The 24220-nt window shown below is 57.6% G+C and carries 19 protein-coding genes, 1 tRNA gene and 1 pseudogene; 8 read left to right on the forward strand and 13 right to left on the reverse strand.

Features of this window, described 5'->3' with window-relative positions:
- Window positions 1-30: 30 nt before the first annotated feature.
- The 7 genes and pseudogenes from J3R84_RS36610 to J3R84_RS36635 form a co-directional block, all read right to left on the reverse strand.
- Complete coding sequence (locus J3R84_RS36610) at window positions 31-1443, reverse strand: LysR family transcriptional regulator (RefSeq protein WP_239637607.1); 1413 nt, start codon at window positions 1441-1443, stop codon at window positions 31-33.
- 258 nt (window positions 1444-1701) lie between these two features.
- A pseudogene (locus J3R84_RS38970) lies at window positions 1702-1875 on the reverse strand (helix-turn-helix domain-containing protein); the annotation flags it as partial.
- Window positions 1876-1899: 24 nt separating this feature from the next.
- A complete protein-coding gene (locus tag J3R84_RS36615) occupies window positions 1900-2691 on the reverse strand; it encodes an ABC transporter ATP-binding protein (protein WP_272502219.1) in 792 nt (263 codons plus the stop codon).
- 85 nt (window positions 2692-2776) lie between these two features.
- The gene (locus J3R84_RS36620; RefSeq protein WP_203528494.1) at window positions 2777-3517 is read right to left on the reverse strand and encodes an ABC transporter permease; all 741 of its coding nucleotides are present in this window, start codon (window positions 3515-3517) and stop codon (window positions 2777-2779) included.
- Entirely contained in the window at window positions 3514-4203 is a 690-nt protein-coding gene (locus J3R84_RS36625; protein WP_025430551.1) for an ABC transporter permease, read from the reverse strand. The genes J3R84_RS36620 and J3R84_RS36625 overlap by 4 nt, the downstream gene beginning before the upstream one ends.
- Window positions 4204-4320: 117 nt before the next feature.
- Window positions 4321-5106, reverse strand: coding sequence for an ABC transporter substrate-binding protein (locus tag J3R84_RS36630; protein WP_203528495.1), 786 nt, complete (start codon window positions 5104-5106; stop codon window positions 4321-4323).
- A gap of 50 nt (window positions 5107-5156) precedes the next feature.
- Window positions 5157-6389: a M20 aminoacylase family protein gene (locus J3R84_RS36635; protein WP_063991867.1), complete on the reverse strand. Its 1233-nt coding sequence runs from the start codon at window positions 6387-6389 to the stop codon at window positions 5157-5159.
- Between the two features lie 131 nt (window positions 6390-6520).
- Between J3R84_RS36635 and J3R84_RS36640 the strand changes: the two genes are divergently transcribed.
- Window positions 6521-7471: a LysR substrate-binding domain-containing protein gene (locus tag J3R84_RS36640; RefSeq protein ID WP_057216525.1), complete on the forward strand. Its 951-nt coding sequence runs from the start codon at window positions 6521-6523 to the stop codon at window positions 7469-7471.
- Between the two features lie 254 nt (window positions 7472-7725).
- Here the strand turns inward: J3R84_RS36640 and ggt are convergent, their stop codons facing one another.
- The 5 genes from ggt to J3R84_RS36670 form a co-directional block, all read right to left on the reverse strand.
- Window positions 7726-9318: a gamma-glutamyltransferase gene (gene ggt, locus J3R84_RS36645; protein ID WP_057216522.1), complete on the reverse strand. Its 1593-nt coding sequence runs from the start codon at window positions 9316-9318 to the stop codon at window positions 7726-7728.
- Between the two features lie 311 nt (window positions 9319-9629).
- Window positions 9630-9869: a type II toxin-antitoxin system ParD family antitoxin gene (locus tag J3R84_RS36655; RefSeq protein WP_057226343.1), complete on the reverse strand. Its 240-nt coding sequence runs from the start codon at window positions 9867-9869 to the stop codon at window positions 9630-9632.
- A 48-nt stretch (window positions 9870-9917) separates the two neighbouring features.
- Window positions 9918-9994: transfer RNA gene (locus tag J3R84_RS36660), tRNA-OTHER, on the reverse strand.
- 661 nt (window positions 9995-10655) lie between these two features.
- Window positions 10656-11105 carry a GFA family protein gene (locus tag J3R84_RS36665; RefSeq protein WP_203528497.1) on the reverse strand — a complete coding sequence of 150 codons (450 nt, stop codon included), beginning with the start codon at window positions 11103-11105 and terminating at the stop codon, window positions 10656-10658.
- 303 nt (window positions 11106-11408) lie between these two features.
- Window positions 11409-13526: a carboxy terminal-processing peptidase gene (locus tag J3R84_RS36670; RefSeq protein ID WP_203528499.1), complete on the reverse strand. Its 2118-nt coding sequence runs from the start codon at window positions 13524-13526 to the stop codon at window positions 11409-11411.
- Between the two features lie 698 nt (window positions 13527-14224).
- Between J3R84_RS36670 and J3R84_RS36675 the strand changes: the two genes are divergently transcribed.
- The 5 genes from J3R84_RS36675 to J3R84_RS36695 all read left to right on the forward strand — a co-directional run bounded on the left by J3R84_RS36675 (window position 14225) and on the right by J3R84_RS36695 (window position 20365).
- Window positions 14225-15931, forward strand: a complete 1707-nt coding sequence (locus J3R84_RS36675; RefSeq protein WP_057216513.1) for an arylsulfatase — start codon at window positions 14225-14227, stop codon at window positions 15929-15931.
- Window positions 15932-16012: 81 nt separating this feature from the next.
- Entirely contained in the window at window positions 16013-17023 is a 1011-nt protein-coding gene (locus J3R84_RS36680) for an HAD family hydrolase (protein ID WP_057216510.1), read from the forward strand.
- Window positions 17024-17082: 59 nt separating this feature from the next.
- Entirely contained in the window at window positions 17083-17913 is an 831-nt protein-coding gene (locus J3R84_RS36685; RefSeq protein WP_082557379.1) for a hypothetical protein, read from the forward strand.
- Between the two features lie 51 nt (window positions 17914-17964).
- Complete coding sequence (locus tag J3R84_RS36690) at window positions 17965-18321, forward strand: hypothetical protein (RefSeq protein ID WP_203528501.1); 357 nt, start codon at window positions 17965-17967, stop codon at window positions 18319-18321.
- A complete protein-coding gene (locus J3R84_RS36695) occupies window positions 18305-20365 on the forward strand; it encodes an alkyl/aryl-sulfatase (RefSeq protein WP_082557378.1) in 2061 nt (686 codons plus the stop codon). The genes J3R84_RS36690 and J3R84_RS36695 overlap by 17 nt, the downstream gene beginning before the upstream one ends.
- Before the next feature lie 648 nt (window positions 20366-21013).
- Here the strand turns inward: J3R84_RS36695 and J3R84_RS36700 are convergent.
- Window positions 21014-21928, reverse strand: a complete 915-nt coding sequence (locus J3R84_RS36700) for a hydrogen peroxide-inducible genes activator (protein WP_057216499.1) — start codon at window positions 21926-21928, stop codon at window positions 21014-21016.
- A gap of 115 nt (window positions 21929-22043) precedes the next feature.
- Here J3R84_RS36700 and nhaA point away from each other — a divergent pair, with 115 nt between their 5' ends.
- Both nhaA and J3R84_RS36710 read left to right on the forward strand, forming a co-directional pair.
- Entirely contained in the window at window positions 22044-23288 is a 1245-nt protein-coding gene (nhaA, locus tag J3R84_RS36705; RefSeq protein WP_203528503.1) for a Na+/H+ antiporter NhaA, read from the forward strand.
- 282 nt (window positions 23289-23570) lie between these two features.
- The gene (locus J3R84_RS36710; RefSeq protein ID WP_225906362.1) at window positions 23571-24044 is read left to right on the forward strand and encodes an SRPBCC family protein; all 474 of its coding nucleotides are present in this window, start codon (window positions 23571-23573) and stop codon (window positions 24042-24044) included.
- The last annotated feature ends 176 nt before the right edge of the window (window positions 24045-24220 follow it).

A 24220-nucleotide genomic window follows, 5' to 3' on the forward strand; every position in this document is an offset into this window, starting at 1 on the left:
GTGAGGTTTTCGCGCTATGACCTAGTCGTTCTAACCCGGTTCAAGCGACGCGTGAAACTCCTGTCGGCTTGCATCGGCCAAGCGCATTTTGAGAAGCTCCACGAGCGCGCGTTCCGCATTGGTCAGGCTTCGGTCCGTCGAGAAGACGATCGACAACCGCCGATAGATGCTCGGACTACCGATCGGGTTGAGCTGAAACATCTCGGCATGCGCTACATTCTGGATGGCCGTCTCAGGAAGGATAGTCGCAAGCCGCATCCGACGGACGAGCGCAAGGATCATGGCAATGGAATTGATCTCCATATCAGGCGCGAAAGCCAGGCCCTCGCTCTCTGCGGCCTGGTCCAGCAGTTGGCGAAGACCAAACACAGGACTTGGTAATATCAGCGGTAGCGTCGTGCACTTTGCCAATTCGACATCGCCAGGCGGAAGAATGGCATCGACTGATTTGGTGACCACCACCATCCGATCCTGATTACGCAGATCGAGCTGTGACGATCGTGACACCTGCGTTTCAACGATGGCGAAACTGATCTCGCCAGCCTCCACCCAACGATGAAGTGCTGTGGCCGGTGCCTCGACCAGCTGTAGCTTGATCGCCGCATGCTGGCCGGTCCATTCGCTGATTGCCGCGGCAAGTGCCTCCGAAAGCGGGCCGATATGCGTCGCAAGAGGAACGACACCAATGGTTATTTTCTGAGCGTCGCCGGGCGCGATCCTGTTGGCCTGCACAACGAGTTGGTCGCATGCTTCAACCCCATCTCTGAAAAGCCCCGCTAAGCCGTGGGCATCTGCCAGCGGCTTCAGGCCCGTCCGCTGACGCTCAAAAAGATTGACCCCCAGCGTCGCCTCGAGCTTGCGCAACTGGCTGGACAATGCCGGCTGGACGACGTGAAGTTTGCGAGCGGCGGCTGTAACGTTGAGCTGGTCCATCAATGCCAGGAAATAGCGCATCTGCCGCAAAGTGATCCGCGGGTCGTAGACCACTGGTCTCGGCGGCGAAGACAGAACGCGCTGAAGATGGTCGACGAATGTTCTCGCCGGTTGCGCGGTGCCTGTGACATGCGCCACGACAGGGCTGCTGAGTTCGACCGGCAAAACCGCATAATCGAGCTGCAGGCGCGAAGCGCCCACGGCGACAAGGCTACGTGGTGCAAGCATAGCCCAAGCGCGCGTCTCGCGGGAGAGATAAGGAAAGGTTCCAACATCCTCGGCAGTTGCGATCGGCTCGGGAAGATCATGGGCCGCGCAATAGGCGCGAACCAGTCTGCGCTGCGCCGGCAAAAGCGGTGGCACCAGGATCAGCAACCGCCGGAGTGCATCAAAGTCCAGGCTGCGGCCCGGCTCGCCGGCCCGTTCATAGTTGGTGACAGCGATCCAATCATCGCGATAAAGCAATGCATCTTCGTAAGGGGTCTTATCGCCACCGTAGCGGATAGCCACGTGAGCGGGCAGATCGGATTGGTCCTCCTCAATCGGCACATCAAAACGGACGCGTGGAATGACCTGCGGGTGCTCCTTTCGCAGATATCTGACGGAAAGGCTTATAGCTCTCGACAAACGCCCCAGCGTGAACTGGAGAGGGGTCGAAACCTCCAAGCGGGGTGCTGGCACAGGGATAGCGGCGTATGTGCCGTCTTCGGCCGCTTCGATCCTTTGCAAAATCGGCTCGACTCGTTGATACAGCCATCGCGCAGCCTCAGTCGGGTAATGGCCCAAGGGGCCCCGTTGAAAAAGCTTGATCCCGAGGCCCTGCTCGAGCTGGCTGATGTTTTCGCTAAGCGCCGAAGACGACATGCCTGCGTCTGCGGCCGCCTCTGCATGGTTTCTATACTGGCAAGCGAGAACAAAGTAAGAAAGCTGCTTGGTTTCCAATTGTCTAGCAGCCCTCCCTAGATGTCAGTGCGAGCGCGACAGGAACTGGCGGCAACGCTCGCTCTCAGCGTGCAGAAACACCCGTTCAGGTGGCCCCTGTTCTTCAACGATTCCATTGTGAAGGAACATAACATGGTTCGAAACGTCTCTGGCGAACTTCATTTCATGGGTCACAAGAAGCATCGTTCGTCCCTCCTCCGCAAGGTCCCGGATGACTTTCAGGACTTCTCCGACGAGCTCAGGATCGAGCGCCGACGTGGGTTCGTCGAAAAGCATGACACGGGGATCCATGCATAGGGCACGGGCGATGGCGATCCGCTGCTGCTGCCCTCCGGAGAGATAGGCCGGATACTGGTGTCGCTTTTCGTAAAGGCCGACCTTGTTGAGCAGGTGTTCCGCCTTCTCTCGCGCATCCGCTCGCGAAATGCCGAGCACGTGGATCGGCGCTTCCACGACATTCTGCAGAACCGTCATATGCTGCCAAAGATTGAACCCCTGGAATACCATGGACAGGCGCGTCCGGATGCGTCGAAGCTGCTGGTGATCGACAGGGTGGAGATTTCCGTCGCGATTGGCTTGAAGTTTCAGCTTTTCGCCGGCGACCTCGATTGTTCCCTGCGAGGGAAGTTCAAGTAGGTTGATACAGCGCAGCAACGTACTCTTGCCGGATCCGGAGGCCCCGATCATCGAAACCACCTCGCCCTCCAATGCGTTCAAATTGACGCCTTTGAGAACCTCCAGGGCGCCAAACCTTTTGTGCAGGTTCCCGACCGCCACCGCGATCGATTTCCCCTCCAACTCCTCCTGACCGTTCACTATAAGCACCCTCCCTTGTGAGGGCGGACCAACTCCGACCCTTCGTTATTTTCGTGAGACTGTCCCAATTGTTCCAGCACGGTGCTCACACCCGTGTCTGCCCTACGCCACTCAGGCCCGTGTGAGGCTTCGCAAATGCCAAAAGCCTGCCTTCAAGCTGCCGAAACAGCCAAACGAGAGCGAATGCGATCGATGCATAGAGAACGGCGGCGATACCGAAGGCTTCGAATGAGGCATAGGTCGCCGAATTCACGTCGCGCGCAACCTTGAGAATATCAGGCACGGTCGCAGTGAACGCGATCGAAGTCGCGTGCAGGACAAGAATCACTTCGTTGCTGTAGGCTGGCAGTGCGCGCCTGAGCGCTGACGGAAGGACGATCCGCCGGTAAACCGTAAATGCCGACATGCCATATGCCCGGGCCGCCTCTATCTCACCATGAGGCACGGCGCGGATGGCGCCGGCAAAGATCTCGGTCGTGTAAGCACAGGTGCAAAGCGCAAATGCCAGGATCGCACAGTTGATCCCCTCACGGAAAAAGCTGTCGAGAAGAGGCACCGACCGTACGAAGCTGAAACTGTAGAAACCGGTGTAGAGGATCAGCAATTGCACATAGAGGGGCGTGCCTCGAAACACATAGGTGTAGAGCCAGACCGGAACCCGGATGTATGGATTGGCCGATGCTCGTGCCAACGAAAGCGGTATCGCCAGAACGAATCCAAGGACGATGGAGGCAACAAGGAGCCACAAGGTCATGGCGACGCCGGTAATCCGGTAGCCATCGGTCCACAGATAGGCCTTCCAGTACTCCTGCAGGATCTCAATCATGCGCCTACCCTCCTGACGCCGGTTGAGAAATATCGCTCGAGCATGAACACGACGACATTTGTCGCCGTTGCGAGCCCAAGGAAGATGGCCGCGCTCAGAATGCTAAAGAAAAAGAAGCTGGAAGACGCCTTGCCCGCGTCCTGCGTAACCTTGATCAAGTCGTTGAGGCCGATGAGCGAAACCAGTGCGGTCGCCTTGATCATGACCTGCCAATTGTTGCCGATGCCTGGAAGGGCATGGCGCATCATCTGCGGAAACAAGATCCTGCAGAACGTTTTCCACGGCGTCATGCCATATGCCGCCGCCGCCTCGAGTTGTCCGCGCGGGACGGCCTGGAATGCGCCTCGGAATGTTTCCGTGAAGTAAGCACCATAGATGAATGAGAGTGTGATCGCACCGGCGGCAAACGGATCGATATCAATCTGATGCAGACCGAGGCGATCGGTAACTCCGTTCAGCCACATCTGGAGGCTGTAGAAGAGAAGCAACATCATGACGAGATCGGGTACGCTGCGGATCACCGTCGTATAAACGGTGGCTGCAAGGCGCAGCGAGCGTCTGGACGACAGCTTGCAACTTGCCCCAACGATGCCAACAAAGAATGCGCCTGCGATCGACAGAACGGCGAGCTCAATCGTCGTCAGCAATCCGGCCAATACAAGGGGACCATATCCGTCGAGGGCCATATGTCTGTTCTTTTCGTAAGCGCGTCGTGAATGGCCACGGCAACGCGGGATTTACCCCTGTGCAGCCGATACGATTGCACAGGGCGAGTTGACCAGGCAGGAACATCGCTATCGCGTTTATTGTCCGCCGTAGGCGTCGAAGTCGAAGTACTTGTCATTGATCGACTTGTAGGTGCCGTCAGCGACGATGGCCGCGATCGCCTTGTTGACGTCCTCGCGCAGTTCCGCGTCTTCCTTGCGGAGCCCAAAACCCGAGCCGATGCCGAAGTACATCGGGTCGTTCATATCCTGACCGGCAAACTCGAATTCCTGCCCTTCAGGCTTCTTCAAGAAGCCGTCACTTGCCTGGATTGATGCCTGCAAAGATGCATCGAGACGTCCCGATCCGAGATCGGAATAGATCTGGTCCTGCGTCTGGTAAGCGACAACTTCCACACCGGCGGGCCGCCATACGGCCATAGCGTAGGTCTCCTGCGAGGACCCCTGCTGGACGCCAATCCGCTTGCCTTTCAACGATTCCGGCGTCGGTTCCAGACCCGAACCCCGTCTTGCGACCAGGCGCGACGGCGCGTTCGAGTATTTGTCAGAGAAGGCGATCTGCTCCTTGCGCTTCTCCGTGATCGTCATCGACGACGCGATGATGTCGAATTTTCGTGCTTGCAGCGAAGGAATGATGCCGTCCCAGCTGCTCTCCACCCAGATACATTTGGCGCGTAGTTCGGCGCAGATGGCCTCGGTGATCTCGACCCCGAAACCGGTCAGGCTGCCGTCCGGCTTCTTGAACTCGAGCGGCGGGTAAGTCGGATCGATGCCCAGTTTAATCGTCTGTCCAGTGCGATCCGCGGCATGTGCCGCGACGGAGCCGGAAAGCAGTATGAGAGATGCTGCTATGATCTTGAACACGATGATTTTTCCCCAGTTTGGTTTTCGTTGGTTTCGCCCGAACCGGCCGATTACTCGGTCGCAGCACATGGGCGCTGTGCTGCGATGCCTGCTGTGCGTCGGGTGATGTCGGACTGAGCGGGCGTTGCGAGAAACCGCTCGGCGAGCTTGACCCAATAGGTCGCCCCGATCGCCAATACCTCATCGTTGAAGTCGTAGCTCGGGTTGTGCAGCGGGTGACTCGCCTCGCCGTTGCCGATATTGATGTAGGACCCAGGACAGCGCTCCAGCATGAAAGCGAAATCTTCGCTGGCCATGATCGGGTGCGCGTTCAGGATTGATGCCTCTGGACCGAGCCATTGCCGAGCGACGTCTTGGGCAAATTCCGTCTCGACCGGGTGATTGATAAGCACCGGATGACAGCGCTCATAATTGATGACGGCTCTCGCCCCAAAACTCTCCGCCTGCGCATGCACCAAGCCACAGATCCGCGCCTCGACTTCGCGGCGGACTTCCGGTGACAGCGAGCGCACCGTTACAGACATCTCGGCCGCATCCGGAATGATATTCGACGCGGTTCCGCTGTGAATTGACCCAACCGTGATTACCGCAGCGTCCTGCGGATCGACATTGCGTGAGACCACTGTTTGAAGCGCCATGACGACCGCCGAGCAGACAACGACTGGATCCACCGCCTTGTGTGGAACAGCGCCATGTCCGCCATGACCAATGATACGGATCGTCACCGTATCGGCGGAAGCCATGAACGCGCCGCTGCGAAAGCCGAACGTGCCGACCGGTTGGCCTGGGACGTTGTGCATGGCAAAGACAGCATCGCAGGGAAACCGCTCGAACAGCCCCTCGCCCAACAGCCGCGCGGCTCCCCCAAGGCCCTCTTCGGCCGGCTGAAAGATTAGATGGAGAGCGCCGTGGAAGTCTCGCGACTGCGCCAGATGCCTAGCTGCAGCGAGAAGCATCGCCGTGTGACCATCGTGACCACAGGCATGCATTTTTCCAGGAACGGTACTGCTATAGGATAGTCCCGTCACTTCCTCGATCGGGAGCGCATCCATATCGGCGCGAATGCCAAGCGACCGCCCCTCACCATTGCGCAAAGTTGCGACTACGCCAGTCCCTGCGATCCTCGCAACTTCGTAGCCCCATTCGGCGAGCAGCTTGGCGACCAGCTCACTCGTCGCGAACTCCTCAAAGCCCAACTCCGGATGAGCGTGAATCTGCCTGCGAATCGAGATCGCTTCAGATTGGAAATCGGAAATCCCTGGCAACACGATCGCGTTCTTCATCCACCACTCCGCCCCTGAGAATTCCCGACCTCTGCCTGTGAGGCAGTGCTTCGCAATCTAGTGAATGCGCGCATTGAGCGGGAGACAAAAGTTTATTATGGTGATAACCAATCGTTATCACCGGAGACCGGATGAAGCTGCATCAACTCGAGGCACTGGTTGCCAGCGCCGACACCGGCAGCATCCGCGCCGCAGCGCGCCTTCTGGGGATATCGCAACCCGCTGTAACGCGGGCCTTGAGGGAGATGGAAGCCGAACAGCAGCTACCGCTGCTCGTTCGCTCGCCAAGTGGCCTGAAGTTTACCGATCACGGCTATGCTTTACTGACCCACGCTCGTCTCGTTCTCAATCAGCTCAGGCAGGCGGAGAGCCAGATGAGCATTCGGCGTGGCCAAATTGAGGGACGGCTCTGCATTGCCGTAACGCCGTGGCTTTCCCTGACGCTGCTGCCGGAGGTCGTAACCGAGTTTAGAAGACGCATGCCGAATGTAAGGCTCGAATTCTTCGACAGTTTCGTAATGATCACGCAACCACTTCTTCGCGACGGCTACATGGATCTCGCCATAGGCCAGGCGTCGCCAGCGATGTCTGCTCAGGAATTTCTGATTGAACCGTTGGTTCGCTACGAGACGGGCATCATGGTTCGTCGAGGTCATGCGAAAGAGGGATGCAAGTCCATTCACGAACTGCTGGATCAGGACTGGCTGCTGAACTACGCCCCTGACGGTCGTGATGGCCTGATGCAGGAGGTTTTCTGGCGACACGGCGCGACATTGGATGAAAAGCGCGTTGTACTGGCACACTCGGTGTTGCTTTCTCAGACACTCGTTGAGCAGGCAGATATGTGCACCTGGGTTCCAAGCATCATGACGGCTGTACCCCCTTTCTACGACCGCACGGTATTGTTGGATCTCGAGGAGAGATTTTCACCGCGGGACCTCAGCATTATTTCGAGGCGAAATGGTCCCCAAGGATCTGCAGCCCTTTCCTTTATCGATTGCCTGTCCGGTGTCATCAAGAGACGCCTCCGATCGAGCAACCCGGTAGACCGGCGTGTCTTTGCAACTTTGACGCCTCTTTAATCTGCGAGGTGGGCTCTCCCGCCAACGAAGCTTTTGATCGTAAGCCCATGCAAGAGTCCAACCATCACTTTGGTATTGAAGTAAGGAACAATGGTGACCAGCCGGAAGCCGGACGAGTAGCCCAGCAACCGCTCCGCTTGACCGAGGACTCGCTGCAGAAGCGACCACCTCGTGCCCGCCGTCGCTGTAGCATACGGTGGCTGTCAAACACTTGGGAGAGCCGTCCATCTCATCACTCTACCTGTGAGGCAAAGTTAGTAGCCCAACGCCATCCCGTCCTTACGGGCGTCCGACCCTCCAATCAGAATGCCACGCTCCCAGTCAATCCGGATGGCCTGCGCTCCGCCGATGGCACGAAGGGACGGCTGAACCTTGAAGCCACGCCGTTCCAGTTCGGAGCCGATGCTCGTGCGGATGGCGTCCTCGGCTTCGACCGTCACTGTAGCGGGCAGCGGAAAGAGGCGCGGCAGGTCAATGGCGGTTTGAAGATCGAGACCGTAATCGTAGAGCCGGGATAACAGGTGAGCATGGCCCATAGCCTGGTAGTGGCCGCCCATCACACCGAACGGCATCACGACACGTCCGCCCTCGGCGACCATTCCCGGGATGATCGTATGCATCGGACGCTTGCGAGCCGCGATTTCGTTGGGGTGACCTGCCGCAAGCGAAAAGCTCTGACCGCGGTTGTGGAACAATACGCCTGAGCGTGGCGCCATCAGCCCACTGCCATAGGAACTGAATATCGAATTGATGAAGCTGACCGCGTTGCGGTCGCGATCCACCACGCAAACATAGACGGTATCCTTGTGCTCGACGGTGTCGAACGAGGGCAGCGGTTCGGTGACCCGATCGAGGGAGATGCTTTGGGCAAGGCGATCAGCAAGTGTGCTCGACAGCATGCGCTCGACGGCCCCATCCGACAAAGACGGATCGGCGACCATCGCGTCGCGCGCGGCGTAGGCGAGCCGTGTTGCCTCGAGGAGGAGATGCAGATCATCGGGGTCGAACGGGTCGTTGGATAGCGAGAAACGCGAGAGGATGTTGAGGATCAGCAGGGCGACGACGCCTTGGCCGTTCGGCGGGCATTCGTAGATGGTGCGGCCGCGATAGGTCGTGGAGATGGGTGTAACGTAGTCTCCTGCAGCGCTGGCGAAATCGTCCAGGGAGTGACAGCCGCCGAGGCCGCGCAGATAGTCCACCATGTCCTCGGCGATGGCGCCGCGATAGAAGGCGTCCCTGCCGCCGCGTGCGATCGCGTCGAGTGTATCCGCAAGCAAGGGCTGGCGCTGGACGCTGCCCATCGCCGGCGCCTCTCCCGCGACCAGGAAAGTGGCACGGGTGGTCGGGTGGGCAGCCAGGAGATCGCGCTGCATGCCCAGGTCGGCGGCGACACGGGGCGTCAGCGCATAGCCGTCGCGGGACATCGCGATTGCAGGCTGAAGCACCTCGGCCATCGACATCCGGCCGAAGTCGCTTAGGAGGCGGCACCAGGCATCGACCGCTCCAGGAACCGTGACCGCATGAGGAGAAGAGCGCTCGATTGCTGTCACATCGTCGGCACGCAGCGCATCGCGGCTCAGTGCTACTGGCGTCAGGCCCGAGCCGTTATACGCGCGAATGTCGGTGGATCCTTCCACCGCGATCATTGCGAAACAATCCCCACCAACACCAGTCGAACCTGCCTCGACTACTGACTGAACCGCGACGGCCGCCACCGCCGCATCGATGGCGTTCCCTCCCGCCTTCAGGATCTCGATGGCCGTCAGGGTTGAGGCCGGATGTGAGGTTGCCGCCATCCCGTGACGGGCGATGGCCAGCGACCGACCAGGATCTTCGAAGTTGCGCATGACGTCCCTAAAGTCTTCCCAGCTATCTGCTTCGTCAGTCCCCCGACGCCAGCGCAAGTGACTTTGGCCAGGGGTCGTGCATAGGGTGGTGGGGCACAGCGGGTACAGCCGTGCAAATCTCCGCGCAGTCAGTGACTATCCGACCCCTGCATCCACTGCGGGATATCGCGCTTGGCATGAAGCACACGCCACACGTCGATGCAGCCGGCCTGTCGATGAAGCCCAGCGCGACATCAATCGCAGCCTCGCGTGCGTAATAATCTACGGTCACTTCATGCGCGCCAATTCACGTGGAATAATCGGTTTGTTCTTCACTTGCCCTGCCGACCACGAACTCGATCGCGCAACCCGGTGAAATAAGCGGCGTCGGGCGGTTCAGTCTGCGCAGAGGAGGCTCCGTCAAGCAACAGCCTGCGTAACGTGAGCCGGTCCTGATCTCGACGGATCAATTCTCGGATATACTCACTGCTCGACCCATAGCCCCGCCCAGCGACTTGCTCATCTACGAAGCTCTTCAGATAGTCCGGCAGGGAAATGTTCATTGTACTCATAGGAACGAGCATAGCCGCATGGCAAAAATTGGCAACGACGTCCGCCGGCTGAAATGGCAGCATTCGCACCTGCGACCTTCTGGTTAGAGGCAGACGAGCTACCGGGCTGCTATACGCCGACTTCAGAATTGAAAACGAACCCAGCTGCTCCAGTTTATAAAGTACGGGTAAACACGCTCAGGAGGAGCAGTTATGAGCAGAAACACCGTTATTGGCGTCATTGTCGCCGTAGTCGTAATCATCCTTGCCGTTGTCTTCCTACTCCCTGGCAAAACGACCACAACGGAAACAGCGACACCGCCGGCGACTACGACTGAGCCGACGACTCAGCCCTCGACGACCCAGCCTTCAACGACTGCGCCAGCTCAATAGGGTATACCGACGAGACTACTGTGAGCACGCGACCGACGCCGAGTATCGCGCGAGACGGCGGTCATTGAGTGGACGCGCCTTCGTAACTGGAGAGGCTATGCCTCGAAATTTGATGGTTCGCCCAGACACTTCGAGAGATTTCATCCTCGGTCGCCCATTCGGCATCGGAATCGTTGAGTAGGGTTAGAAACCCACTCTTGCCCTCGACTTCTTCTGGCGATCGATACCCCTGCTCGCACTCCTCGCAGTGTGCGTAGACATCTCCGGTTTCGCTCTCACGAAAGAGAAAAAGCCGGCCGTTCTGACAGCTCGGGCAGTTGCCTGCGTGAAATTGCATCATGGCGGGTCAGAATCCTCACTATGTTGCCAGCTTATGGCCAGTGATTAGGCCACGCGGTCACCTGCCGATTCATCCTAATGTTGGCCGATTGGGAGACCTTGGAAAGGCTCTACCGTGTCGGCGACCTTCACCCACTTATGTTTCGATTGCTCGAATACTGATATGGCAGGTGGCGCGAACGCCGGGTCGGCAAATGAACCTACAGCCACCCCGATCCAGAACGGCGAGACATCGGCCTTCCAATAGACGGTTGAGCCGCAAGTTGGGCAAAAATGCATTCGGACCTTGCGACCGCTCTCGGCAGTACGAATGAATTCTGCAGACGTTCCAGATATTTCGACACAGTTAATCGAGTAGAACGCATTAGCGCTGAACGGTGCACCAGTTCTTCGCTGGCAAGCGAAACAGTGACACAGCGCAGTCAATTGCGGCGGTTCGCGAAGCATCAGTTTAAGAGCGCCACAGGCGCATTGGGCATTGGCCGTGGAAACTCCTCCCGCTTGCGCGGTGAGATTACGTTGCATTGGGGCTGAAGCGCAGGCCCGAACCGCAATTCCATTGCGGTAGGCGATGCGAAGGGGCTGAAACCTGATACAATTTCAGGAAGCACCCAAGGTAGATCGCGGAAATGCCGGAGTCTAGAAGAAACTCTTCGGACCGCCAAACGCGGTCATGCCTGATGTGAAGGGATCTGAACCCCAGTTCAGCATGCCGCGCTTACGACTGGACCATGGCGTGCTACGCCGTACTTCCCCTGTAATCATGCCGCCGCGAAGAACAGAGACATGATCGCAAGCGGCGCATACTGTTGCGCCGGCCGGGTACGATTATTTTCCTTCCGTGTTTTCCGATTGTCCTGTGGCCGCCTTCACCACCCCTTCCTGCAAATCCGCCTCATCGGCAAGAATGGCCGCGGCCTCGTCCAACAAAACGTCTTTTGCGTTCTTGCGGGCATTCTCAATGGCAATATCAGCAATCAGGCTACGCTCGTTTGCACGCAGGCCATCATCTTCGCCAGTATTTGCGCCATCGCCTGCTTGCGCCCGAGACTTCATTCGAATTTCTCGAGCCGTCAATTCCCTACGACGTTCGGCTTCATTGAGGGAGACAACCCCTTTGTTGCGCTGCGCTTCCACGTCCGCAATGTCTTCTAACAGGCGTTGGAAATCCGGATTACTCTCAACCCGAGCTTCATGGCGGCGTTGAAGTGTCGGCAACAACGCCGTTATGGTGCCGATGGGCTTATAGGTCGCAGGTTTGATCTGAGCCCACGGCAGGGCATTGTCATAACTGGTCTCGCCAAAGCGAGCCGGATCAGAAAAACTCGGCAAGCTGATGTCAGGCGTCACACCGTGCAACTGCGTCGTGCCGCCGTTGATCCGGAAAAACTGCGCAATCGTGACTTTCAGGTCACCGAATTCGGGTTTGCTGTTGCGAACCACCTCGTCAAGATTCACGACAGTTTGAACGGTACCCTTACCGAAACTGGGTTCGCCAACGATAACGCCCCGACCGTAATCTTGGATTGCCGCTGCGAAAATCTCCGAAGCCGATGCCGACCCGCGATTGATGAGGACACCCACAGGGCCGGTCCAGACAGGCGCTGGAAAATCAGCGCTTGATACCGCGACCTTACCGTCGCTATCGCGTTGCTGAACGACCGGGCCACTGCCGATGAATAGGCCGGTCAAATCAATCGCCTCCTTCAGTGAACCGCCGCCATTGTTGCGCATATCAATGAGAACGCTGTCGACTTTTTCCTGCTTCAGTTCATCGAGAAGCTTTCGGACATCGCGGCTCGCGCTTCTATAGTCCTTGTCTCCTTTGCGCCGGGCTTCAAAATCCTCGTAGAATGCCGGCAGAGTAATCACCCCGATTTTACGCGTGGCTTCACCCACTTTCACAGACAGCACGGCCTTCTGGGCAGCCTGCTTTTCGAGGCTGATTTTATCGCGCACCAGGCTGATGATCCGATGGGTGGCATCGGCTCCGGCATCCGCCGGCAGGATATCCAGGCGCACGACGGTGCCCTTTTTCCCTCGTATCATTTGCACAACCTCATCAAGGCGCGTGCCAACCACTTCTTTTATCGCCCCATTCTTGCCTTGACCCACGCCAGTAATGCGGTCTCCGACCGAGAGCTTACCCGACAACTGAGCCGGTCCGCCAGGCACGAGTTCACGGATCGTCGTGTAGTCGTCGCGTTCCTGCAGTGACGCACCGATACCAACGAGTGAAAGTTTCATTGCGATATTGAAATCGGCCGAAGCGGTCGCGCCGAAGTAGTCCGTGTGTGGGTCGGTCGACGTTGTGTAGGCGTTCATGAACGACTGGAAAACGTCATCGCTTTTATACTTGTAAGCTCGCTGCAAAGCGTTTGCATATCGCTTGTCGAGTGTTTCGCGAATGGCCGCGTCGGTCTTGCCACCCAGTTTCAACCGCAACCAGTCGCTTTTGACGCGTTTGCGCCAAAGTTCATTGCTCTCGGCCTCCGACTGCGGCCACGGCGCTTTATCGCGCAGCACGGAAAAGTTCTCCTGCGCACCGAAATCGAAGTCCTGCTTAAGCAAGTTGCGCGCAAAGTTCATTCGGTCGACAACGCGCTTTGCATAAACGTTGAAGATTGCAAATGGGATGTCCAAGTTTTTCCGTTCGATGGCGTCGTCGATCTCGTTGCGGTCCGACATGAACCTGTCGATGTCCGCTTGCAGAAAGAGCGCATGGTCTGGATCAAGTGATTGGATGAACCGATCCATGATCCTGGCCGACAAGGCGTCGTCGAGTGGAACGGGCTTATAGCTGAAGCGCGTGAGAAATTCTGCACTCAACTGAGCGGCTTGTGCCTGTTGCTTAAGCGGCTCCAAAACAGGCGGTGAGGCGACTTCAGCAAATGCGGACTGTACGATTGCCAGAAACGCACCAAGGAAAACGTATGATATGCGCATTCTGATCGATCCAATTCTTGATGCCGAGTGTCACTCCACGATCTAGGTGAAGCAATTATGGCTTTTTGGCAACCGGATGGATCATGCGCTCATCCAACGACCCCTTCGGCTGAAGGGTTCACGCAAGACTGCGAGCGCAAAGGAGCGTCGGCAAAACCCTGGTTCTGCGGCTGGCTCTAAAATGGGCCGCCGAGGTGCCGCTTTTGGCATCATGCAACCCTGGACTTCAGCATCGAGAGGGCGGGATGGAGATTAAGAAAGGCAGCCCACGGGCCCATGTTTGAGTAAGGCGTTGGTGTTACTCATTAACGTCTAGTTATCGAAAGTGCAGATTTTTCGACTGCAGCGTGCTTCCAATGAGAATGCAAGTCTTGAAATACCCCACCTCCTGCACCATGATCATGTGTGTGCCAAGCGATTTCACGGCGCATGCATGGGCATATCTTTTGGCGCTACGGGCGGCGGATCCACAAGCAATGTTTAAGTGGAGGCTGTTCGACCTGATGCTATGCAGACCTGGCCAAACTAGACCCGTTTGATCTGAGCCGTTTTAAGAATTAGAGAGCAGCTTTGCAGTGTCGCGCTGCACACTTTCGACTGTGTCGCAATGGCGGCACCTACGCCTTCGCATTCAACTCTTCTTGTGCATCAAATCTGGTGAATGAACCTTGCAAGGTTCTCTGAGGGAGGGACGTGAAATGCCTCGCATAAGAACGACGTGCATCGCAGCAGCATTAACTGCAGTGAGTAGCCTTTGGGCCGGCACCGCTATCGTGCAGGCGCAGGAAACCAAGCCCAACATCCTGTTTATCATGGGCGACGACATCGGCTGGATGCAACCCAGTATCTATCATCAGGGCCTGATGGTCGGCGAAACGCCCAACATCGATCGCATCGGCAATGAGGGTGCGAAATTTATGACCTATTATGCCGAGCAAAGCTGCACGGCTGGTCGTACCGCCTTCATCACCGGCATGCAGCCGGTGCGCGTCGGCATGGTCCTGCCGGAAATTCCCGGAAGCCCGTCCTACCTGCGGGCAGGCACGCCTCACCTTGCCCGGTTCCTGAACGATCTCGGCTATTCGACAGGCGAGTTCGGCAAGAACCATCTCGGGGATACCACCGAGTCCCTGCCGACTGCCCATGGTTTTCAGGAGTTCTGGGGCTATCTCTATCACCTCGACGCAATGCAGGGCGTGAGCTTCCCCGACATCAACAAGACGCCGACAGAGCAGGGGATCGCACCTCCTTGCAGGAATACGCCAATCCCCGGGCTGACCGAGAATCCTGCGGCGGTCGATCCGAAGACAACAACGTGCCTGACACCACCGCGTCCCATGCTAGCGTGCGCATCCTCCGACGGAACCCCTGAGAATCAATCTTGCAAGGACGAAGGGCCGTTGACACTGGAGCGCTCCAAGACGATTGACGAAGAAATCTCCGGCAAGGTCATCGACTTCCTCGACAGGAACGACCCTGAGAAAACCAAGAAGCCCTTCTTCGTCTGGTACAATCCGGCACGCATGCACATCACCACCGTGCTGCCGGACAAGTACCTGAACATGGTTGGCGAGCCGGGCGGCAAGGACTGGGGCGTCAACGAAGCTGGTATGAAGCAAATGGACGACAACATCGGCTACGTGCTGAAGAAGCTCGAGGAGATGGGAGAACTCGACAACACCATCGTCGTCTTTACCACCGACAACGGTGCCGAGACGATTACCTTTCCCGACGGCGGCACCACTCCGTTCAAGGGCGGAAAGCTCAGCACCTGGGAAGGTGGCATGCGCGCTCCGCTGGTCGTGCGCTGGCCGGGCCATATCGAACCGGGAACGGTCAAGAACGAGATCTTCGCATCACTCGATTGGCTGCCGACATTGGTGAACATTGCTGGCGGCCCGAAAGGTGATGGGCTCAAGAAGGAGATCGAAGCGGGCAAGTATCCGAAAGTTGTCAAAACCACTCTCGACGGGATCGATCAGCGCGACTTCCTGGAAGGTAAGGCACCATCCGCACGCGACTCTTTCTTGTACTATTCCGGCAAAGAGCCGTCGGCGGTCCGCTTCAAAAACTGGAAGATGTATTTCGCGATGGTGTCCGATGACCCTGCGGGCTTCATTTCCGGCGTGCAGCCCTATTCCTGGACACAGGTCGTCAACATCAAGCGTGATCCGTTCGAAACTTCGGTCGGTCAGCAGATCAAGACACTCTTCGGCATGGGGGGCGCGATCGCCTCGCCTTCGACGGCCTATGTCTATGACTGGAACATCCTGCCCATCGGGCAGCAGCTGTGGCTGAAGCATCTCGAGACCTACATCAACTTTCCGCCGCTGCAGGACCCTGCAAGTTATAATCTTGAGCAGGTCATGCAGCAAGTTAAGGAAATGAAGACAGGTCACGACTGAAACGCTGTCGGATAGCGACATCACAACGGACGCTCTTCGGGGCGTCCGCATTCTTGTTTTATCCCGGATGGAGGGTTCGACATGCGTTCGGGTCACCTGACTGTAATTTATCTCTGGCTGTATGCGCTCTTCGCGGCCACTGCGGCCCAAGCTCAATCCGATCCCCTGCCCTCTTGGAACGACAACGTGGCCAAGCAGGCAATCGTCGAGTTCGTGCAGGCGACCACCGACAATACAAAGCCCACTTTCGTGCCGCCCGAAGAAAGGATCGCAACCTTCGATCAGGATGGTACGCTTTGGGTCGAACACCCGATGTACAGCCAGGTGATATACTGCCTGGAGCGGGTTCCGGCTCTGGTGAAGGAAAAACCGGAGTTGAAGGACATCGAGCCTTTCAAGACCGTGCTGACCGGCGACAGGGAAGCGATCGCCAAGCTCCCCATGGCGGATCTCGAAAAGATCCTTGCTGCCACGCTTACCGGCATGACGGTGGACCAGTTCGAGGCCGAGGTCAGCAAGTGGATCGCATCGGCAAAGGATCCGCGATGGAAGCGCCCCTTTACCGAACTCACCTACCAGCCCATGAAGGAGGTTCTTGGTTATCTGCGCGACAATGGCTTTAAGACCTACATCGTCACAGGCGGCGGCCAGGACTTCGTGCGTGTCTACTCCGAGAGCACATACGGGATCCCTCCTGAACAGGTGGTGGGTACAGCCGGAGGAACGACCTATGGATATGGAAAGGACGGAAAGCCCTTCCTGACCAAGGATCCCAAGCTTCTCCTCAATGACAACAATGCCGGAAAACCGGAGGGAATCCATCTGATGATTGGGAAACAACCGATCATCGCTTTCGGCAATTCAACGGGCGACAAGGAGATGCTCGAATATACCGAAGCGGGGGACGGCCCCCGGCTTTCCGTTCTCGTGCTGCATGACGACGCAAAACGAGAATATGCCTATGGCCCGGCAAATGGTTTGCCTGAGACCAAGGTCGGCACTTTCACGCAGGAACTTTACGACGAAGCCATCAAGGACGGCTGGATCGTCATCAGCATGAAAAACGACTGGAGACGAGTGTTCGCGGACTGACCGAACAGCTTCGCCAGCTCATACGCATTTCAATTTGCCCTGAAACGCAGGAGGTCGTTATGAAACCCAGAACTGCTGTCTTTCTTTCCGTATTCCTTGCCACGAGCCAATTTCTCATCCCCGGCTCGGTTTTGGCGCAGGACGCCAATACACCACCGCACGTTCCGCTTGCCAAAACGATCGGCCAGGTAAAAGCGACAGGGCCTGTTCCGTCGCTTTTCGTCCTCAACTCTGCGGGCGCGAAATTGGAGGGAACCACACTCACAATGACGGGCGTTTCGATGAATTCAATCGTCTTCGCCGATCGGCCAGTTCGTGCGGCCGGTCACCTCTCGACCGAGCAGTTCGTCATGCAATGGGACGAAGGTAAGGGCAGTTTTTCCACAGATCCGCCCAATGCCACGATTTCGGTCCTTGGCGGGAACGGGTCGAAGGTCGAAGATGCTGTAGTGACGATTATGAAGCCAAAGCTCTCGGGTGGGAACCTGACGTTCGAAGTGGCGGTCCTTGAAGGAAGTCTTTCGGGCGGAACCGGCCCTGCAGCACTGTTCATCGACCGCGGCGGCTTTGGCGGCGGTGGCTTTGGCGGTGGTGGTGGCTTTGGCGGTGGTGGCCGTGACTTTGGTGGTGGCGGCTTTGGCGGCGGGGGCTTCCACGGAGGTTTCGCCGGCGGCGATCGAATGGGGGCCGACGTTCATGTGAACGATGTCCACGCCAACTATTGGCACGCTCCAGATTATCATGGCGCTTGGTATGCCGGCGCCGGGCTTGCAACGGGGGCCGCCATTGGCGCAGCCGCCACCGCGCCCTACCGCTACGGCTACGGCTATGCCAACCCTTACTACAACAACTACAACCAGTGTGGATATTACCCCTATCCGCCCTGCTAAAAGTTGTTCACTGAAAGTGGTTCGAAATCTGTCAAGACAAGGCGGAGTGACGTGCAAGAGCCCGTCGCTCCGATCAAGCGACCCGATCTCTTCAATCTGCGCGGAGCCTGCCAACAGGAGCTGCTCGCGGCCGACGACGTTACCGCTTTCTTTCGTGGACGGGGCGCCGAGTTGAAGGAGGGTTTGCTCGATCGTCAAGGCACTGCACGAGCGCAATGTTCGGGTGCGCGTGCTGAGCAACTCGCTCGGTTCGAACAACTAGCTCGCCGCGCATTCGGTCTATGCCAAAACCCGCAGGCGCCGCTCGAGAACGGCTTGGAGCTTAACGACCTGCTCGTAGTCCTGATGGCGGCGCCTAACGCGCGCTTCAATCTGTCGAAGGGAGAAGGCCGTGAGCAGACTACTTAGACTTTGGGCATTTGGTGCAATTGTTGCCGGGTCACTCGCAGGCGCGTCGATTGCACAGGATCAACAACATTTTAGTTCGAAGGGAAAGATGCCGTCTCAATTCACGATCGAGGCGCAACAACGCCAACGGCAGCTTCTACCTTTCGCCGACAAACGAGACTTCGCGGAAGCTGAACGCGGTTTCATTGCTGCTCCATCGTTTCGCAAGATCATCAACGACAAGGGCGACGTAGCCTGGAACATGGACAACTGGGAGTTCCTGTTGAAGGGAAAGGACTTCGACAGCATTCACCCGTCGCTGCAGCGTCAAGCTTTGCTCAACATGGAATACGGCCTGTTCGAGGTCATTCCGGGCATCTATCAGGTGCGCGGCTTCGATCTCGCCAACATATCGTTCATAAAGGGCGATACTGGTTGGATCATAATCGATCCCCTGACGGTCAAGGAAACGGCGCGTGCCGCCCTGAAATTCGTCAATGAAAAACTTGGCGAAAGACCCGTCGTCGCCGTGATCATTTCGCATTCCCACGGCGACCACTTCGGCGGTATTCGTGGCGTCGTCGAGGATGCCGCGCTCGCAGCCGGCAAGGTCCAGATCATTGCTCCGAAAGGATTTATGAACGAGGCAATCGCCGAAAACCTCTACGCGGGAAACGTCATGACCCGCCGCAAGACGTACACCTATGGCGACCTCATCCCGCCGAGCCCCTTTGGCCATGTCGACGCCTCAATCGGCAAGGCTGTCGCCAGCGGAGACGTCGGTATTCTGCCCCCGACCATCACCATCGACAAACCCATTCAGGAACTCACCATCGACGGGGTTAGGATGGTTTTCCAAAACACGCCGGGGACCGAAGCGCCGGCGGAGATGAATACCTGGTTTCCGGACCTCAAGGCCTTCTGGGCTGCCGAGAACATCGTCGGCAGCCTTCACAACATCCTGACATTGCGAGGCGCCCCCGTGCGGGACGCGTTGGCTTGGTCGCAATACATCAACGTCGCGCTCTACGAGTTCGGCAGCAAGGCCGATGTAATGTTTGCATCCCATAGCTGGCCACGTTGGGGGAGAGAACGGATCACCGAAGTGATGCGCGGTGAGCGCGACATGTATGCCAACCTGAACAATCAGGTCCTGCATCTGGCGAACACGGGCGTAACCATAAACCAGATTCACAATGTCTACGAACCGCCGAAGAGCCTGCAGGAGCAGTGGTACGCCCGCGGCTATCACGGCTCCTACCAGCATAATAGCCGAGCCGTCATCCAGCGCTATCTCGGCTTCTGGGACCTGAACCCGGCGACGCTGGTTCCGTTGTCGCCAGAGGATTCCGCACCACTCTACATCGAGATGATGGGCGGCGCTTCCAAGGTGATGGCCAAGGGTCATGATCTAAACGCTAAGGGCGAATATCGGCTTGCGACCGAAATCCTCAACAAGCTCGTCTATGCTGAGCCGAACAATCAGGACGCAAAGGATCTGCTCGCCGACACCTACGAGCAAATGGGCTATCAATTCGAGAGTCCCAGTCTCCGGCATAGCTTCTTGGCTGGCGCGAAAGAACTGCGAGACGGCGTCATTGCCGTGAAGGCGGCCAAGGCAGGTAGTCCCGACTTCGTGCGCGGCACCGGTACGGAGCAATTCCTCAACTACCTCGGTATCCAGATGGACAGCCGCAAGGCCGAGGGAATGAACTTCAAGATCAATCTGTTGACGCCAGACAATGGCGAGACGTTCGTTGTCGAGATGAACAATGCCACTTTGACAACCATTGCCGGCTATCAGGCCGACGATGCCGATCTGACGATCACCATCGATCGCGGTGAACTCGAGGATGTAATGATCGGCACGGCGAAGCTGTCGGATAAGGTCTCTGCCGGGAAGGCAAAGATGGACGGCAATCCGCAGGTTCTTAGCCAGCTCGCGTCGACCATGGTCGAATTTGACAATTGGTTCGAGGTCCTGCCGGGGACAAAGAAGCAGACCGCGGTGCTGCCAAAGCCAGAGCTTCTGCAGGACGATGCGACCTACTACCAAGGGCCTTAAGGGCGGCAACTAATGGCCACAACAATAGAGCCGCGGGCAAACTCAAATCATGTCCCCCTTGGAACCGTCCCGAGATCCAGCGACCTCGATTTTGGGATCGGCGCCCCTCCTCCAATGGCTTCGGCATTAACCTGATGTCCGGTTTAGATGACGAGAATCCTCTGCCTTGAAGAATGAGATCGGTGCCGATGGGCAGAGGACACCAGTGGCGAGCGGCTTCTGGCCGACGGCTTCACGATGACACGGATGTGCTCCAGAAATTACCGATCTACAGGCCAACTAGGTCATGCGTCCAAGAGCAGACCGATCTGACAATCGGCGGTGATGATAAGCGAACCTCCTAAGTGTTCTCGTGGTGGAGGCGACCGAGCAGCTCACTTTTGGCGAATCCTCAGATCCCTCCGGTCCCATCCAGTGGCACAACCTCGATATCGTGGCGCCTACCGCCAAAAAAGAGTCTCCCGCGCCGTTGATCTCGCAAAGGGCGGAAGGCTCTCTCCTCGAGATGCCCCGACAGCTTCCCACCGGCTTGGGAGCTGGCTTCTCTTCGGGCCAGAAGCAGACGAAGGTCTGGCAGGAGTGCCGCCAATTGCGGTTGCAGATGATGTCACGACGATAATCCGAACCAAGTTTGGGATCGAACAGAACTCACTGCGTTGACACGGCCCAAGGAGCCACGCACTTTGCTATCAATTCCGCTAGCGCGTTGTAGCTGGCCTGTCGTGGAGATGAGTTGCGCCAAACCATATGAATGTCGCGTGAGGGTGCCCTAGACGATAGCGGTCGCGCTGTCACCAGCGTCTCCCGCATGACATCGGACCTAACATAAAGCGCCGGTAGCAGGGTCAACCCCATTCCGCATGCAACCATCAAGCGCAGCGTGTCCAGCGTGTTCCCAGCATAGTCTTTCGCATGTATCGCGCCCACATCGCTACAAAGCGCCGCGATCTGGTCGTGGATTCTATGGCCGTGCTCCATCGAAAGGATAGTTTCTCCCGCAAGCTGTCCCGGCTCGATCGTTTCCTGCTGCGCAAGGGGATGATCGGATGGAAGCACGAGGTGAAGGGGTTCTCGAATCAGTCGAACGGAACAAAACTCGGAATCATCGACGCCGCATGGAAGAAGCAGCACGTCATGTGCACCGTCAGATAGTTTTTTCGGCAGGTTCTCAAGGCGGTCCTCCCGCACCACAATCCGCAGGCCTGGGTAATCCTGTTTGATTGACGGCATGGCAACAGACAGAATGTAGGCTCCAACAGTTTGAACAACGCCCATCTGTAATGTGCCCTGGAGGCCGTAAGTCTGGTCGTGTCTGGCGACTTCACGGATATCCCCGAGTTTGGCCAGCACCTCTCTGGCCCGGCACACCACCTCCTCGCCTGTTGGCGTAAGGCCGACGCGTGAGCGTGTACGCTCGACCAGATGTGCATCGAGTCGAAGTTCAAGCTCTCGAAGCTGCATGCTCAAGGTGGGTTGAGTGACATGGCATATCTCGGCAGCCCGACTAAAGTTGAGAGTGTCGGCAATGGCAACCAGATAACGAAGCTGTTGGATACTGGGCATACCCTCTCTTATAGATTTGCTCTATAAGAGGCAACACAGCTATCGATTTCCTTCGATCGATAGAACGTGATCAGGTGAAGGACATCCGTCCTTCAAACTGAGAATTGCTTAATCCATGATTAATTCAGCGCTCGCGGCCAAGCGCCCCGCGTCACCCCTCCGTGCCTTTCTCGACAACCACGCCTCCGGCGGCATCATCCTAATGCTCGCCGCTGCAGCTGCGCTGGTCGTCGCCAATTCGCCGTTCGGCTCGTCCTATGAACAGGCACTGCACCTCTACGTGGGCGGTTTGTCTGTCCTGCACTGGATCAACGACGGACTGATGGCGTTTTTCTTTCTGATGGTCGGTCTTGAGATCAAACGGGAGGTACTTGACGGACAACTATCGACATGGTCGCGCCGCGTCCTCCCCGGAAGTGCTGCAGTCGGCGGCATGGTCGGTCCGGCATTGATTTATCTTGCCTTCAACCTAGGTGAGGGCGGACATCCGAACGGATGGGCAATCCCTGCTGCGACGGATATCGCGTTCGCCCTTGGGGTGCTGTCGCTTCTTGGTCCGCGGGTGCCAATATCTCTCCGCGTCTTTCTCACAGCACTCGCCATTATCGATGATCTTGGAGCCGTTGTGATCATCGCCTTGTTCTATACAAGCTCGTTGAGCGGCCTAGCGCTGGCTGGCGCAGCGGCGGTCACCGTCGCACTCGTGGCATTGAACAGGACAAACGTGAAGCACCTGTTTCCCTATATCGCTCTGGGTGCGGTCCTCTGGTTCCTTGTTCTGCAATCCGGTGTTCACGCAACGCTGGCTGGTGTAATCCTTGCCTTGACTATCCCATTGCGTTCAAATTCTGCAAAGCCCGACGACATGTCGTCACCGCTTCACAAAGCCGAGCATGGGTTGGCTCCGTGGGTCACCTTCCTGATCGTTCCTCTCTTCGGTTTCGCAAACGCCGGGGTGTCCTTCGACGGAATGACGGTTTCATCACTCGCCGAACCCGTTCCGCTTGGCATCGCGCTTGGCTTGTTTGCGGGAAAACAGCTCGGCGTTTTTCTGGCGTCAGCTGCTGTCATCCGTCTGGGCTGGGCGCGACTGCCTAGCGGCGCGAGCTGGAAACAGGTCTATGGGGTAGCGATGCTCTGCGGGATCGGATTCACGATGTCTCTGTTCGTTGGACTGCTCGCATTCCCTGATGCGATTGCGCTTCAAAACGAGTTGAAACTTGGTGTGTTGCTCGGTTCGGTCTCGTCGGCCATTTTTGGTGCTGTGTTGCTGCGGGCCCCAGGAACAAAAGACGCCCAGCGCTCCAACAAAAGGACGTCTCGGGACCAAGGAACCAAAGTTCATGGAGCTTCCCAATAACCGCCACGTGGCTGGCAGCTCCTGCGAAACAAGAGGTTTTGAAGCCTTGCTTGGCGCAGTGTCGTGTCCTCGCTCATGCGACAGGCGACACGCCATCGCGTCGGCCAATCGCAAGTTAAGTCAAAATGGTATCAACAGATTAGCTTGGCGCCTTGAGCCGCTGATTTTTGGGGTTGGAGCGGGCCAGAAGCACGCGCCTTTCCTGAACAGGATGGCCGCCGTTTCTGCCAGGACGGGTTGTTCGAACAGCCGCTCACACCGAGTCTGGCCCGGAGAACAGCAATGAAACTGCAGGATGAGCTCATCGCCAACGCCGAAATGCTGATCCGCCGGCCAGTCGCCGAGGCGTTCGAGGCCTTCGTCGATCCTTCGATAACCTCGCGCTTCTGGCTTTCGGAAGGAAGCGGCCGGCTAGAGCGGGGCAGGCGCATCACATGGACTTGGAGGTGGTACAATTTCTCTGTCGACGCTGACGTCAAGGCGGTCGAGCCCAACCAGCGCATCCTAGTCGAGTGGTCTGGTTACGGCTATCCGACGCCTATCGAATGGATCTTCACCGAGGGGCCCGACAGCACCATTTTCGCCAAGGTTACCAATAAAGGATTCCGGGGCGCCGCCAAGGAGGTCGCGCAGATGGCGGTGGACGCTACCGAGGGTTTCTCTTTTGTGCTCGCCGGCGCCAAAGCATGGCTCGAACACGGCATCCAGCTGAACCTCGTGCCGGATCGGTTCCCGGACGGGTTGCCGTCAGACTAAGCACCGGCCTGCACGCGGTGGACGCTCACCGCCCAGATCCGAGGCGTTTGGCGATTTCCGCAGTCCTGCAATTTCGCAAGATGCGAATGGTCTCGATATCCAGTTTCGCTATAACGCCCTGCCCCTCGCAGTGGCAGCCGTGGCAGACCTCTTGAATTGCATCGAACGAGGAATAT

Source organism: Ensifer canadensis, from assembly GCF_017488845.2.
Lineage (GTDB): Bacteria > Pseudomonadota > Alphaproteobacteria > Rhizobiales > Rhizobiaceae > Ensifer > Ensifer canadensis.

What these genes read in the sequence shown, in the direction of transcription:
- J3R84_RS36620 (WP_203528494.1), bottom strand. Translation starts at nt 3,517, where the DNA reads ATGATTGAGATCCTGCAGGAGTACTGGAAGGCCTATCTGTGGACCGAT.
- J3R84_RS36625 (WP_025430551.1), bottom strand. Translation starts at nt 4,203, where the DNA reads ATGGCCCTCGACGGATATGGTCCCCTTGTATTGGCCGGATTGCTGACG.
- J3R84_RS36635 (WP_063991867.1), bottom strand. Translation starts at nt 6,389, where the DNA reads ATGAAGAACGCGATCGTGTTGCCAGGGATTTCCGATTTCCAATCTGAA.
- J3R84_RS36640 (WP_057216525.1), top strand. Translation starts at nt 6,521, where the DNA reads ATGAAGCTGCATCAACTCGAGGCACTGGTTGCCAGCGCCGACACCGGC.
- ggt (WP_057216522.1), bottom strand. Translation starts at nt 9,318, where the DNA reads ATGCGCAACTTCGAAGATCCTGGTCGGTCGCTGGCCATCGCCCGTCAC.
- J3R84_RS36655 (WP_057226343.1), bottom strand. Translation starts at nt 9,869, where the DNA reads ATGAGTACAATGAACATTTCCCTGCCGGACTATCTGAAGAGCTTCGTA.
- J3R84_RS36665 (WP_203528497.1), bottom strand. Translation starts at nt 11,105, where the DNA reads ATGCAACGTAATCTCACCGCGCAAGCGGGAGGAGTTTCCACGGCCAAT.
- J3R84_RS36670 (WP_203528499.1), bottom strand. Translation starts at nt 13,526, where the DNA reads ATGCGCATATCATACGTTTTCCTTGGTGCGTTTCTGGCAATCGTACAG.
- J3R84_RS36675 (WP_057216513.1), top strand. Translation starts at nt 14,225, where the DNA reads ATGCCTCGCATAAGAACGACGTGCATCGCAGCAGCATTAACTGCAGTG.
- J3R84_RS36680 (WP_057216510.1), top strand. Translation starts at nt 16,013, where the DNA reads ATGCGTTCGGGTCACCTGACTGTAATTTATCTCTGGCTGTATGCGCTC.
- J3R84_RS36685 (WP_082557379.1), top strand. Translation starts at nt 17,083, where the DNA reads ATGAAACCCAGAACTGCTGTCTTTCTTTCCGTATTCCTTGCCACGAGC.
- J3R84_RS36700 (WP_057216499.1), bottom strand. Translation starts at nt 21,928, where the DNA reads ATGCCCAGTATCCAACAGCTTCGTTATCTGGTTGCCATTGCCGACACT.
- nhaA (WP_203528503.1), top strand. Translation starts at nt 22,044, where the DNA reads ATGATTAATTCAGCGCTCGCGGCCAAGCGCCCCGCGTCACCCCTCCGT.
- J3R84_RS36710 (WP_225906362.1), top strand. Translation starts at nt 23,571, where the DNA reads ATGAAACTGCAGGATGAGCTCATCGCCAACGCCGAAATGCTGATCCGC.